Source organism: Anabaena sp. TISTR 8404 (genome assembly GCF_056847745.1).
The window spans coordinates 445356-458442 of the sequence record NZ_CP180578.1; the positions used below are offsets into that span (position 1 = coordinate 445356).

Genomic DNA, 13087 nt, shown 5'->3' on the forward strand with positions numbered 1-13087 from the left:
TAAATCCTCAAATTAAAGTTTTTCGGTGTGAGCAAGTAGTTCATTTTTGCAAGTTGGCTCTCAGAAAAAATTAACAAACTAACTAAAATCATGCACAAGCAACAGCTACGCATTGCGCTGTTTACAGGATTGTACCCTCCGTTCCTGACAGGAGTTTCCGTTGCAGTCCATCAAAGAGTTCGCTGGTTGCTACAACAGGGACATCAAGTTTTACTTGTCCATCCAGAAATCAATGATCAGTATCCCAAAAATGTTAGCGATCGCCCTATGCCAGGGCTAGATGAATTAAAAGCTTTTCCGACTTTTTCTTCGTACACATTTCCCACAGAACCTTTAATATTTTATAAGTCTCTACCCCAACCATTAAACTATCGCCATTGGAGCGATACTAAACTACTTGCACAATTCCAACCTGACATCATTGTGGTTGAAGAAGCCGCACAAATGAGAGGAGTTTATTCAGCCTTTTTACAAGGTTATGGTCGTCCTGTGGGTGTGGAATATGCAAAACAAACTAAGACACCTATCATTTCGGTTTTTCATACTGATATTGTTGCCTACATTAAATATTATTTAGGCAATCAATTCTTTAACCTGATTAGTATGATCATTCCATTGATCGTTAAGCAATTTAGTGAAGCTTATGATGTCAATCTCTTCCCATCTAGGGAACTGATGGCTAAATATAATCAGATGAAATGTCAACGTAGTGACTACGTTCCGTATCAAGGGATTGATAGCGAAAAATTTAACTCTCAAAACATCATCCATAACCCCATTCCTGAAGATAATCGACCAACATTGTTGTTTGTCGGACGCATTACCGCTGAAAAGAATGTTACTCAACTTATCGATGCTTTTCCTCTGATTGCGGCTAAAGTTCCTGATGTGCATTTAGTAATTATTGGTAGCGGCCCCTTAGATCAAGAAATCCGTAAACGTGCTGCAAAGTTTCCTAGTGGAATTACTGTGTGGGGAGAATCTCACGGGACAGAACTGTTAGGTTGGTTTGCACGAGCCGATATATTTGTCAATCCCTCTGTTACGGAGAACTTCTGTACAACCAATATGGAAGCTTTAGCATCGGGAACTCCTGTAGTAGCAGCCAATGCTGGTGGAAACCCAGAACAGGTTTTTCCAGGAATTAATGGTTTCTTAAGTGAAGCGAACAACCCTGTAGATTTGGCGAACAAAGTAATTGCTATCCTGGAAAATCCTGAACTCAAAGCCGAAATGACTCGCCAAGCCCGTTCCTCAATTGCGGAATTTGATTGGTCAGCAGGGATGAGAAAATTTGAAACCAAACTGTATGAATTGGTACAACCATCACAACCAGTAGAACCAACAATCATGCGATAAATTGACCAGTAGACTTCTTACAGAAGTCGGGAACAGGGAATATCCCAAGTTCTTCCTGTTCCCTGCCTCTTGCAAAAGCGACTTTTGCAAGAGGTCTAGTGATGATGAGCGATCGCCCAAGTTAGCTAAAACTACAGCAATCCCAAATAATCTGGGATTGCTATATTTTTCATAGTTCGTGAACTTTATTTAGTGGCAAACTGTCGTAATTGTTTAGCATCTTCAATGCTGAAAAGCCACAATGTTTCCATTTTTCTCGCAAAACTCTCGACAGTGTGAAAATTTTGATAAATTTGCTGAATTTCTTGAATTTTGGCTTTTAATTCTAATGAATTAGCGAATTTAATAATTTGACTAATAATAATGTCAGATTGACTCCAGTCATCTATAATTAATTCTTGAAGATGAAATTTTGCTAGTTCTTCAGCCATCCAAGTACCTGCGGTGACAACAGGAATTTTGCCTGCCATAATACATTCAGCAAAGATGCCAGAAGTCCTCTCTTTATACGCATTAGCATCATAAGGTAGTAATATAATATCTGATTGTTTGAAGCAATTTAAATATTCTGGCTGACTCAAATTATCTGCAACTAGTTTAATCTTAACATTACCGACAATAGACATAATTTGAGAACTTTTAGCAGCTACAATACATACTTTTTTTGCTTCTTCAGTAGTGCAATTAACCAAAGATTTAATAATATTCCATCCTTTTTCTAATCTTGGCGTACCAGCCCACCAGCAAACAATTTCATCATTTTGCTGAGGAATCGCTTTCTGATCAATAAGTTCTGTGTGCGGTATTGGCATGACAGTTACAGATTCCTGAAAATAATAGGATATAGAATTACCTAAAATTTCACTATCTGTTAGTATTTTAAATTTTCCAGGTTTTAATTTCTTCTTAATCGCTTGATTTAAAATTTTATAGAGCCAAGCAGTTTTATCTTTATGTGTATCTCTGCGGTAAAGTAGCCATACTGATAGATTATGTGTAGGAATTAAATATATAGCTATCAGCAACGCCAAAAGTTGTACATGAATAAACCTTTCTAGAAATATAATAGAAGGCTTTGCATTTATTGAAGCATATTTTCGTAATTTCTTAGCAAGAGAATAACTTAATTTCAAAATATCGGTAAATTTTAATATTCTTATAAAAGGATTGATTTTTGCTTCTAAGTCTTTGCTGCTAAGACAAGGATACCAATTGGTTGGTAAATTGCTAATTTTTTGGTCTGGTGCAAGTATGACTATATGCTGCCAACCTAGAATCTGAGCTGCTTTACTCACCGATATATGGTATGGAATGATATGTCCTTCTCCTCCCATCAAATTAGGGATTAAGGAAATCAATATTAGACTTTTTTCCATATCATTATGATTCATAAGTAGCTTATCAAAAGCTCAATATTGGATAAATTTAATTGTTTCGATTAATTCATTAACAATCTCAATAGATTCTGGTCTGTGAGATAAAGTTTGAGCATCAGCCAAAGTTCTACTTGAGAGTAAAAAAATGGGATGACAACCAGCATTAATGGCACACTCAACATCACTAATGGCATCACCAATAAAATAAGATTGCGAAAGGTCTATAGAGTACTTTTCTGAGGCTTGTAGTAACATATAGGGCGATGGTTTACGACATTTGCAGTTATCAGAGGGTTGGTGAGAACAGATGAAAATATCTTGAAAAGTCACGCCAAATTTTTCATATTCTTGAAGCATCTTGGCATGAACTGACTCAACATTATGTGTGGTAAAATATCCTCTGGCAATACCAGATTGATTGGTAATGACTATTAATAAATATCCTGAATCTTGCCATTTCTTGAAAACTTCACCTGCGTCTGATAGAAGTTTCACCTGCTCTGGGTATCTCAAGTAGGGAATATAATTTATTAAAACACCATCTCTATCGAGAAATAAAGCTTTGTTAGGTGTAATAATATGAGGATATTTATCATGATTATCATTAGCATCCATATAAAATTCGTTTCATAAGTAAAAAGCCTATATATAAATATAATTTTGATAAAAATTATGGTGAATAATGGTAATTTAATGAATTTTTTTTAGTAAATAATTGCAGTTCTACCTGTTCACATATACGATGGTAGGTCATGACATGAATTTCTTGTACTAACGGAGTATGTTGTTCTTTAACAAATAAGCGATAGTCGGTAATCTCTTTGAACATACCTCCGTTATTGCCTGCCATACCAATAGTGACAATTCCCATTTGTCGCGCTTTCGTTAAAGCTTGAATAACATTTTGGGATTTCCCAGATGTAGAAATTCCCCAGAGAATATCTCCTGACTTACCTAGAGATTCAACCTGTCTGGAAAAGACGGTGGCAAATTCGTGATCATTTGTCCAAGCTGTGAGGGTGGCGGAATTAGTAGAGAGTGCGATCGCTGGTAATCCTTTACGATTGATCAAGAAGCGTCCAATAAACTCAGCAGCTATATGCTCTGCATCAGAAGCCGAACCACCATTACCACAAATTAACAAGGTGTTCCCTTTTTGAAAACCTTGCACAATTAAATTAACTACTTTATCTATCGCTTGGCAATACTCTGCCGTGAAAGCAGCTTCCAAGCTTTTGAGTTTATCCTGCACCCAATAATCCAAGGTTATGCCTGCCTCACTTGTTGTTTGGTAATAGTTTATCTTGTTCTGTTACAAACCAATCAATTGTTTTACTTAATCCAATTTCTAAGGAAGTCAAACTTACATCAGGCACATATTGTTTCAGTTTTCTGATATCTAAACACTTAGATTTGGCTCCAACATAACGTTCCGTATCAAACTGAATTAAATTGAAGTCATAATCTACTTTTTCGCAAATTAACTTAGCAAAGTATCGAATTGTAAATTCCTCACCTGCACCGATATTGATCAATTGGTTATCCACACTCAAAGCCAATTGCATCATAATTTTGACAAAATCTTCCACAAAAACCAGTTCGCGGGATTGATAACCATCACCCCAAAGAATTACTGATTCTTCATAGATTTTACCCCGAATAATTTTGCGAATCAAATCAAAAATAAAGTGCATTTGTCGCCCATCTGTATGGTAGTCTGGGCCATAAAGAGTAGAGGGAACTAAACAAAGATACTTTAAACCATACTGTTTATGTAATGCTAATTGACCCGCATATAACATCCGCTTAGTCATTGCATAGGTAAACAAGCTATCTATTGGACTTCCTGTCAAATAGTTTTCTTCTACTAATGCTAAATCAGGAGCATAAGCACAACTAGTTCCCATACTAATTAACTTAGCTTGCGGTTGATATTTTTGCCACCAAGCCAACACATTTGTATTAATTTGCTGATTGATAATCCACTGCTCACCAGGATGATATAGACAAAAATCTCCTGCTTGTGTCCAAGCTGCTAAATGATAAATCTGGTCGTAGCTTTCATGGTTATATTTCCACAAGGAATCAGTCCGTGTCAGATCACAATTTTTGGAATTCAAGCGAATTAATTCATGTCCCTGAGATTCTAGTTGCGAACAAAGGATTGTTCCTAAAAAGCCTGTAGCACCAGTGACTAGAATTTTCATAGTTAAGTATCCTTGGGATTCACAGGAAAGTAAAATTCAACTCCTTGATCAATGAGGTGTTGGTTATTCGACAAAATCTCTTTTTTAAAGTTCCAAGCCAAAACGTAATAAATATCTGGTAATTCGTGAAGTTCTTTCTCAATCACAATTGGAATATGTCTTCCTGGCGAATAAAGTCCACGCCGCAATTCATTTTTTTCTACCAAACAATCTATATAATTAGTCCCAACTCCAAAGTAATTCAACATGGTATTTCCTTTGACGGGTGCGCCAAAACCGAAAATCTTCTTACCTTGTTGTTTTGCTGTTGCTAAATAGGTAAGATTTTCTGTTTTCATTTGTTGAATTCTTTGGGCAAACTTTAAATAAGTCGATAGTTCGTTGCTTTTTTCATCGACTTCTGATTGTTGGAGAGATTGCAGGCGATCGCTTGGTTTTTTTTGACCTTTATGTGTTACAAATCCAATAATAGAACCACCATGAATTGGCGACAGATAAGCATCAAACATCGATAAACCATGTCTGTTTAACAAGACCTCAATCGTATTGAGATTATAGTAAAGTAAATGTTCATGGTAAATCTGGTCAAAGGCTAAATTCTCAACAATGCGTTTCATGTAGAGAAACTGCACAACAAATACCCCATCTTCCCGTAAAGCTTCCCGAATTCCTTCAGTTACAGAATGTAGTTCTTCCAGATGAAAAAAAACTCCCGCCGCGTTAATGACATGAAACTTTCGATTTAATCGCTCTACTACATCTAAATTAAAAAAATTGTTGAGAGTTGTAATTCCAGCATCGTTAGCTATTTTCGCCGTTGTTTTAGAAGATTCCACACCTAAAACATCATATCCTAAGTTTTTAAAATACTTGAGTTGAGTTCCATCATTAGAACCAATATCCAGCACAGATTTATTTTGAGTATCCTGAAAAAAGCGACCATCAACTTCCTCAGCTACATTGCAGAAATGTTCACTTAAAGAGCGAGTCACACCTGATAAATATGTGTGATCTCCAAACATAATTTCTTTTTTTACTGTGTAATCTAGCTGCACAGTCCCACAATCATGGCAGTAGAGTACACGCAGAGGATAAAAAGGTTCTTGACCAATTTCTTCTGCTTTCAAAAAGTGGTTGCACCAAGGCTGATAACCAAGATCAATTGCAAGTTCTAAGTTAACTGAATCACACACACGACATTGCATAATAGACACACCTGTTTATTACACATAAATAAGATTTTTTGATTTTTTTGAATAATACCAATTTGAAAAAAGAATGCGACAGATGGTAGATATATACAGAAGTAGCGTTCAGGGTATGTGATGGCAGGAGTAACGCAGATCGAGATTGAAGAAAGTGTCGAAGAACTAGAGAATTTGCTGAGACATCAAAAGCAGTCTCGGCTTAAAGAACGTATACAAGCCCTATATCTGATTAAAGGGCAGGGAATGAGTGTGAGTGCGATCGCCAAAATATTAGGAAAACATCGAAGTACAGTACAGAGATGGTTAGCTTCTTACCGAGAAGGAAAAATTAAAGCGTTATACCATTTTGGATTTTGGATTTTGGATTGAGAATTGCTGTCTGCGTATAGCTTCTATCAATTCATCTATCGCAAACATTTTTCAAATTGGTATTACTTGAATTTGGCACGAGTTCAGGTCGCACAAGAGTAATACCAGATTGGGCAGTATCAAGTCTAAGCAAACAACTTGAACAACCAGAAGCAAAATTTCAAAGGTATACGCAAATACAACAGTGGTTAGATAAAACTTTGGGAGTTCAAGCCGAGTATGCAACTGTACATCATTTGCTCCGCTACAGGCTCAAAGCCAAGCTCAAAGTGCCACGTCCACAAAACCTCAAGCAGGATGAAGAAAAACTAGAGGCTTTTAAAAAAACCTCGGTGATGACCTGCAACTAATTAGCCAATATGCCAGTGTCATGTTACCTCAATACGAAGATATTCGTTACTTTGTACAAGATGAAAGTAGATTTGGGCTAAAAACAATTGAGGGACGCAAGATTACTTTACCCGGAGTTAAGCCTATTGGTAAGTGGCAATGGCAATTTCAAGCTTTTTGGCTATACGGAGCAGTTGAACCATTGACTGGTGAAAGCTTATTTTGGCAATTCTCTCATGTTGATAGCGAGTGCTACCAACAATTTTTGAACGAGTTCGCTGCTTGTTACCCTCACTCACTGAACATACTACAAGTGGACAATGGACTGTTTCATAAAGCCAAACGTTTACAAATTCCAGAGAATATCATTCTTTTGTTCCAGCCTCCTCATTCTCCAGAAATCAACCCCATAGAGCGAGTTTGGAAACACCTCAAGCAAGACTTGAAATGGGAGCTATTTGAGAATCTGGAAAATTTGCGCTCTCAAGTTACTCAACTTCTGGCTCAATTGACCCCTGAAATTGCTGCTTCTTTAACTGGCTATGACTTTATCTTGGATGCCCTATCTGTTGCAAACATTTTTTGAATTAGCATAACATCTACTTGACTCATAAATTGAGTAAATATCACTTGAATATTCTCAAACGGTAACTTTGATTAATTTCCTGATTTTGTCAACTGTTCCACACAAACGGCAACTCACATCATGAGTTTGTTACATATTTGTAAAGAATAGTTACATTGACTTAACAAAGGGAAATATTAATTATGGTTGCCTCACTTGAGAATCATCGACAGCATCAAGTTGTTATTGTTGGTGGTGGCTTTGGTGGACTGTATGCAGCAAAAGCTCTGAAAAACGCCAATGTCAATGTTACTCTCATTGATAAACGAAACTTTCATTTATTTCAGCCGCTTTTATATCAAGTTGCGACAGGGGCGCTTTCACCTTCCGATATTTCCTCTCCACTGCGCTCAATTCTCAGCAAAAGCAAAAATACTCAGGTAGTGCTGGGAGAAGTCAATGATATTAATCCACAAGCACAACAAGTAATTCTCGGTGATAAGGTTATCCCCTACGATACCTTGATTGTGGCTACGGGTGCGAAGCATTCTTATTTTGGGAAAGATAATTGGCAAGAATTTGCCCCTGGCTTGAAAACGGTGGAAGATGCGATTGAAATGCGTCGCCGCATCTTTAAAGCTTTTGAAGCGGCAGAACACGAAACTGACCCGCAAAAACGTCGTGCTTTGTTGACTTTTGTGATTGTAGGGGCAGGGCCGACTGGTGTAGAGTTAGCGGGGGCGCTGGCGGAGTTGGCATACAAAACTCTCCAAGAAGATTTCCGCAATATCGATACTTCTGAAACCAGAATTATCTTGTTGCAAGGCGGAGAGCGGATTCTGCCGACGCTGGCTCCAGAGTTATCACAAGAGGCGGAAGCGTCTTTAAAACAGTTGGGTGTGATTGTACATACCAAAACGCGGGTAACAAATATTGAAAATGATATTGTGACGCTCAAGCAAGGCGATGAATTTAAGGAAATCGCGGCGAAGACGGTTTTATGGGCAGCAGGTGTTCAAGGTTCTCCAATGGGCAAGGTGTTAGCCGAACGTACTGGTGTGGAATGCGATCGCTCTTTGCGGGTGGTTGTGGAACCTGATTTAAGTATTAAGGGTTACAACAATATTTTTGTGGTGGGCGATTTAGCGCATTTTGCCGATCAAAATGGTCAACCGCTGCCGGGTGTGGCTCCTGTGGCTAAACAAGAAGGTGAATATGTTGCGGCTTTGATTAAGCGACGCTTGCGTGGTCAAACTCTGCCGGCATTTAAATATACTGATCACGGTAGTTTGGCGATGATTGGTCAAAATGCGGCGGTTGTGGATATGGGCTTGCTGAAGTTGAAGGGCTTTTTTGCTTGGTTGTTCTGGCTGTTTATTCACATCTATTTCTTGATTGAGTTTAATCAAAAAATGTTGGTGATGATTCAGTGGGCTTGGAATTATCTGACTTGCAAGCGCGGGGCCAGATTGATTACTGGCGATGATTCTTTGTCTTTGGCTGCTGTTGATGATGCTGGGGCTACTAGCCATTATCCGCCTGCTCACCATCGTCAGCCTGTTAATGCCTAAAAGTTTCATATCGTGTCCAGGCGATCGCTTATGATTTGAGGCAAGGGTGCAGAAACCGCAAAACCTTCTTTTCTGCACCCTTGTAGCCTGTTTCACCGACACGATACTATTCTCTGTTTTTGCGTGTGCTACAAATTTGTATATTCGCAACATTCCAAAAACTAGTTAATATTTTCTCTCCTGTGGTTCAAACATATTAATTACAACTGGGCGATATTGAATATCAATCCCTGCGGGTGAATAATATGCCATTGTATGTTGGAGAAATTTCACATCATCTCGCTGAGGGAAATCTTCGCGGAAGTGTGCGCCGCGACTTTCTTGGCGATTTAGGGCTGATGCTAAAATAGTTTGCCCAACTACCATTAAACTCCGCAGTTCTAAAGCTTCTACAAGTTCGGTATTCCAGCAACTACCTTTATCATCTAAGTAAACCTGAGAGTATTTTTGTTGGATTTCTGTAATTTTTTCCCAACCTTGACTCATTAATTCTTGAGTACGGAAAACGCCGCAGAACTCGGTCATGGTATCTTGAAAAGCTTGGCGGACTTGGTTAATGCGATATTGTCCTGGCTGTTCTAGTAAGGCTTGAATTTCTGTTTGGGCTTCTGTGATGTAACGTTGTTCATCTATGGAAGGTAACTTACGTTTTTGGACATATTGAGCGATCGCCGCCCCAGTTCGTTTACCATAAACTACACATTCTAATAGGGAATTACTACCTAAACGATTTGCCCCGTGAACAGAAACACAAGCGGTTTCTCCTGCGGCAAAAAAGCTTTCAACTAAATTATCGCCACTACTGCGGACTTGACCATTAGTATTAACAGGTATACCACCCATACAATAATGAATTGTCGGGCGGACTGGCATTGGTTGAGTCACCGCATCAACACCGACCAAGCGATGGGCTTCTTCCCAGCAGAAGGGGACGCGACTCATGATTTTTTCTTTGCCCATGTGGCGCAAGTCCAGATAGACAAAAGGCCCGCCAGCACTACCATCGGGATGAACACCACGCCCCGCACGAATTTCGTAAGCGATCGCCCGTGAGGTAATATCACGAGGGGCTAGTTCCATGCGACTGGGTGCATAGTTTGCCATGAAGCGATCGCCTTCACTATTAATTAAATACGCTCCTTCTCCCCGCACGGCTTCGGAAATTAGCACCCCGACTGGATATAAGCCTGTGGGATGGAATTGCACAAACTCCATATCTTCCAGGGGTAAACCTGCAAGTGCAGTCATCGCTAAACCATCGCCAGTGGAAGCGTAATCGTTGGAGGTGGTGTTATAAACGCGACCATAACCACCAGTGGCAAACATCACAGCCTTTGCCCTGACTACCTCGATATGCCCATCTAACAGGTGATACATCACCACACCTTTAGCCTGACCTTCTTCTAAAATCAGACGCATTACGTACCACTCTTGATAAATATGCACACCGTAACGCCGTAAATTATTGACCAATTCATGCAGAATTGCATGACCAGTTTTATCTGCTGCGTAGCAAGTGCGGTTGTGAGAATGTCCCCCAAAAGCCCGCTGGGCAATACGTCCGTCGGGTAAACGCGAGAACAAAACACCCATGTGTTCTAAGTCAATCACCACATCCGGTGCTTCTTGGGCAAGAATTGCTACTGCATCTTGGTCTGCTAAGTAGTCAGAACCTTTGACAGTATCAAAAGCGTGTGCTTCCCAAGAGTCTTCCGAATCAACGTTTTTCAGGGACGCAGCCATCCCTCCTTGGGCTGCAACCGAGTGAGAACGGATAGGGTGAGTTTTAGCGACTACAGCAACATTTAAACTGGGGTCAGTGCGGGCAATTTCCACAGCCGCCCGACATCCTGCCAATCCGCCCCCGACAATAATTACATCATGTTCCAGCATAAACTAGTCCCCAACTGCAAAAAGCTGCTGTTCTATTGTAAAGATGCGATTCACTGCGTAGTTTCTTATCTTTACAAAAAAATTCCCCGTCTGCTGACAGGGAAATTAATTGATGCAAAATTAAGCATTATTAAAATTCACTATTCCCTACTAATCAACTCGTAGCTTGTACAGGTCTTTGCTGAGAGACATTACCAGGAATAGGTTCAGTCTTTGTTTTCGGTTCTATAGCAATTAGTTCAATATGATTTAACAATGTAGTCACAAAAGCAAACAGCAAGAAAGGCAGCGATAGCAGAACAATTAGACCTACTGTTGCTAAAGCATAGACTGGCCGTCTAGCACCCATCAGTGCCAAGGCCGATGCCAAACTGACTGCAATTGTAATTAGCCAAACAATGATTTGACCATAGATATCACCAAAGGTCAGGGTACAGACAAACCGATAGTTTTTTATATCGCCCATTTTCATCACAGTTGCCTCAAGTCTCTCCTATAGGTTCTACGTTAGAGCCATGTTTGCCTATAAAACAATTTCTAAATATTTTTGCAATCTTTGTAATATCACTTTACAATTAGATTGTTTTATTACAAAAAAGGTTGATTATACATACGTCCGTTTCAAAAGTTAATTAAAAGTTTTAAACTCAACTCTAATTATTTTGAAAATAATAAGACAAGTTTTTCATCCAAAATTAAATTTAATTTATTTTTTATGTTTAGCAGAACACATATTTTTCTTAACAAAGAGGTGGAGTCAGAAAAATATGGTTAAATTTTTAATGACTTTTAAATGAGAGTGGTGCGATCGCATTGACTGGATTTAGTTACAGAGCTTTTACTGTAGTATGACTTACCAGCGAGTTTTAGCCTGTGGTATCTCCTCCAACCATGCAAAAACTCGGACTAGAACACAGATTCAGTAATCAGAATTAAGTAGCAGCCTTCTCAGTAGCGAGAGTAAAAATTTTGGCAAAGATATGAGGATTATGAACAATAGCAGTACGGCGAAGGTCAAATAGATTTTTGCCCATAAAACTCAGTTACATGGGTAAATTTGGCTTGATTGTAGTCAGCATCGCCAATACTGTATAGTGTGTCGCCTTCACCTTTGTGGTTTTTCGCTTGTCGATCAGGATTGCTATATGCTAACTCTTTTGAAATTTTCTCAGAATCACCTAGAATTATTTTCAAGTAAAGATGTTGATACTGTACTAAAAAAAATTGATGGTTCTCATAATATCTGGTTGCGCTGTATTCACTTCCGCGATCGCACTGGAACCGCAAGAATTATTAAACACTTTAAACTCGATCCATCTCGGATTGAAATGATTTTCAATCATTCCATTACGGGAATTGATGAAGACATGGAAGATTGTTTATTTGATGGCTATGAAATCTTAACTCATCAAATCAAAAATCGAGAGTTTCAAGTAGCTAGAGGCAGTATTATATTAGGTAGTAATTTTATTATTACTTTTGAAATCACAGAAATCAAAGTTTTAACTGTATTAATCAATAATATTCACAAGCGAAATATAGATATTCAAGCATGGGGAGTTGATTATATTTTATATTTAATCTTTAAAGATATTTTGAACAACTACCATAGTGTATTTGATTATATTTCCAGACAACTTGATGATTTAGAAGATGAAGTTTTAGCGAATTCTGGTAATGAAACAACATACCATAAAATTGCTGCAATGAGGCAATCTACTCGCTCCGGTAGGCGTAATTTTCAAAATATCAAGACACTGCTAGCTCTCATGAACTATGAAGATTTTCAATGGATTACTCAGCCAGTTAAAGTATTATTCAATCAAGAATTAATTCATCAAGTTGATAATCTCTGGCAAGAATATCAAGCATTACGAGCTTGGATGTCAGAATTAATGGAAATTCAACGCGATAACATTGCTAGTAAAACCAGTGAAAGAATTAATCGTTTAACTATCCTGTCTACTATATTTTTACCACTTACTTTCATTACTGGTTTTTATGGAATGAACTTTAAATATATGCCAGAATTAGAACAACCTTGGGCTTATCCGGCTGTGATTGGCGTAATAGTATTAATTGTGATTTGTAGTATTGCATTTGCTAAACAACAACGTTGGTTGTAATACCTATCACGTGTTGACTTTTGACGAACAGGTGATTTTACCCTCTGTTCCCGGTTCCTGCTGGTGCGATTAATCAAAAAAGA

At 38.5% G+C, this 13087-nt stretch carries 13 protein-coding genes; 6 read left to right on the plus strand and 7 right to left on the minus strand.

Translation table 11 applies throughout. From position 1 onward, the window contains the following. Positions 1-90 precede the first annotated feature (90 nt). Entirely contained in the window at positions 91-1359 is a 1269-nt protein-coding gene (locus ACMX3D_RS02040) for a glycosyltransferase (RefSeq protein WP_482749831.1), read from the plus strand. A 185-nt stretch (positions 1360-1544) separates the two neighbouring features. On the opposite strand, the gene ACMX3D_RS02045 is transcribed toward ACMX3D_RS02040, so the two are convergent. Genes ACMX3D_RS02045 through ACMX3D_RS02065 form a run of 5 tightly spaced genes read right to left on the minus strand, consistent with a single transcriptional unit; the run spans position 1545 to position 6147 of the window. After that, positions 1545-2750 (minus strand): hypothetical protein, encoded by a 1206-nt coding sequence (locus ACMX3D_RS02045; protein WP_482749832.1) that lies wholly within the window; start codon positions 2748-2750, stop codon positions 1545-1547. An 18-nt stretch (positions 2751-2768) separates the two neighbouring features. Next, the gene (locus ACMX3D_RS02050; RefSeq protein ID WP_482749833.1) at positions 2769-3350 is read right to left on the minus strand and encodes a D-glycero-alpha-D-manno-heptose-1,7-bisphosphate 7-phosphatase; all 582 of its coding nucleotides are present in this window, start codon (positions 3348-3350) and stop codon (positions 2769-2771) included. A gap of 55 nt (positions 3351-3405) precedes the next feature. Beyond that, complete coding sequence (gmhA, locus tag ACMX3D_RS02055) at positions 3406-3999, minus strand: D-sedoheptulose 7-phosphate isomerase (protein WP_482749834.1); 594 nt, start codon at positions 3997-3999, stop codon at positions 3406-3408. A 13-nt stretch (positions 4000-4012) separates the two neighbouring features. After that, positions 4013-4942: an NAD-dependent epimerase/dehydratase family protein gene (locus tag ACMX3D_RS02060; protein WP_482749835.1), complete on the minus strand. Its 930-nt coding sequence runs from the start codon at positions 4940-4942 to the stop codon at positions 4013-4015. Between the two features lie 2 nt (positions 4943-4944). Beyond that, positions 4945-6147, minus strand: a complete 1203-nt coding sequence (locus ACMX3D_RS02065) for a methyltransferase domain-containing protein (RefSeq protein ID WP_482752263.1) — start codon at positions 6145-6147, stop codon at positions 4945-4947. A 120-nt stretch (positions 6148-6267) separates the two neighbouring features. On the opposite strand from ACMX3D_RS02065, the gene ACMX3D_RS02070 reads away from it, so the two are divergent. From ACMX3D_RS02070 to ACMX3D_RS02085, 4 genes are all read left to right on the plus strand, one after another. Then, entirely contained in the window at positions 6268-6519 is a 252-nt protein-coding gene (locus tag ACMX3D_RS02070) for a helix-turn-helix domain-containing protein (protein WP_482749836.1), read from the plus strand. Between the two features lie 56 nt (positions 6520-6575). Next, positions 6576-6869, plus strand: coding sequence for a helix-turn-helix domain-containing protein (locus tag ACMX3D_RS02075; protein WP_482749837.1), 294 nt, complete (start codon positions 6576-6578; stop codon positions 6867-6869). A 20-nt stretch (positions 6870-6889) separates the two neighbouring features. Further along, positions 6890-7435 carry an IS630 family transposase gene (locus tag ACMX3D_RS02080; RefSeq protein ID WP_482749838.1) on the plus strand — a complete coding sequence of 182 codons (546 nt, stop codon included), beginning with the start codon at positions 6890-6892 and terminating at the stop codon, positions 7433-7435. Positions 7436-7617: 182 nt separating this feature from the next. Next, positions 7618-8985 (plus strand): NAD(P)/FAD-dependent oxidoreductase, encoded by a 1368-nt coding sequence (locus ACMX3D_RS02085; protein ID WP_482749839.1) that lies wholly within the window; start codon positions 7618-7620, stop codon positions 8983-8985. Between the two features lie 165 nt (positions 8986-9150). Here the strand turns inward: ACMX3D_RS02085 and ACMX3D_RS02090 are convergent, their stop codons facing one another. Both ACMX3D_RS02090 and ACMX3D_RS02095 read right to left on the minus strand, forming a co-directional pair. Next, a complete protein-coding gene (locus ACMX3D_RS02090; protein WP_482749840.1) occupies positions 9151-10878 on the minus strand; it encodes a succinate dehydrogenase/fumarate reductase flavoprotein subunit in 1728 nt (575 codons plus the stop codon). 154 nt (positions 10879-11032) lie between these two features. Next, positions 11033-11344 (minus strand): hypothetical protein, encoded by a 312-nt coding sequence (locus tag ACMX3D_RS02095; protein WP_482752264.1) that lies wholly within the window; start codon positions 11342-11344, stop codon positions 11033-11035. 679 nt (positions 11345-12023) lie between these two features. On the opposite strand from ACMX3D_RS02095, the gene ACMX3D_RS02100 reads away from it, so the two are divergent. Next, positions 12024-13004 (plus strand): magnesium transporter CorA family protein, encoded by a 981-nt coding sequence (locus ACMX3D_RS02100; protein WP_482749841.1) that lies wholly within the window; start codon positions 12024-12026, stop codon positions 13002-13004. Positions 13005-13087 lie beyond the last annotated feature (83 nt).

What these genes read in the sequence shown, in the direction of transcription:
- ACMX3D_RS02045 (WP_482749832.1), bottom strand. Translation starts at nt 2,750, where the DNA reads ATGAATCATAATGATATGGAAAAAAGTCTAATATTGATTTCCTTAATC.
- ACMX3D_RS02100 (WP_482749841.1), top strand. Translation starts at nt 12,024, where the DNA reads ATGCTAACTCTTTTGAAATTTTCTCAGAATCACCTAGAATTATTTTCA.
- ACMX3D_RS02070 (WP_482749836.1), top strand. Translation starts at nt 6,268, where the DNA reads ATGGCAGGAGTAACGCAGATCGAGATTGAAGAAAGTGTCGAAGAACTA.
- ACMX3D_RS02040 (WP_482749831.1), top strand. Translation starts at nt 91, where the DNA reads ATGCACAAGCAACAGCTACGCATTGCGCTGTTTACAGGATTGTACCCT.
- ACMX3D_RS02090 (WP_482749840.1), bottom strand. Translation starts at nt 10,878, where the DNA reads ATGCTGGAACATGATGTAATTATTGTCGGGGGCGGATTGGCAGGATGT.
- ACMX3D_RS02080 (WP_482749838.1), top strand. Translation starts at nt 6,890, where the DNA reads ATGTTACCTCAATACGAAGATATTCGTTACTTTGTACAAGATGAAAGT.
- ACMX3D_RS02095 (WP_482752264.1), bottom strand. Translation starts at nt 11,344, where the DNA reads ATGGGCGATATAAAAAACTATCGGTTTGTCTGTACCCTGACCTTTGGT.
- ACMX3D_RS02050 (WP_482749833.1), bottom strand. Translation starts at nt 3,350, where the DNA reads ATGGATGCTAATGATAATCATGATAAATATCCTCATATTATTACACCT.
- ACMX3D_RS02060 (WP_482749835.1), bottom strand. Translation starts at nt 4,942, where the DNA reads ATGAAAATTCTAGTCACTGGTGCTACAGGCTTTTTAGGAACAATCCTT.
- ACMX3D_RS02065 (WP_482752263.1), bottom strand. Translation starts at nt 6,147, where the DNA reads ATGCAATGTCGTGTGTGTGATTCAGTTAACTTAGAACTTGCAATTGAT.
- ACMX3D_RS02085 (WP_482749839.1), top strand. Translation starts at nt 7,618, where the DNA reads ATGGTTGCCTCACTTGAGAATCATCGACAGCATCAAGTTGTTATTGTT.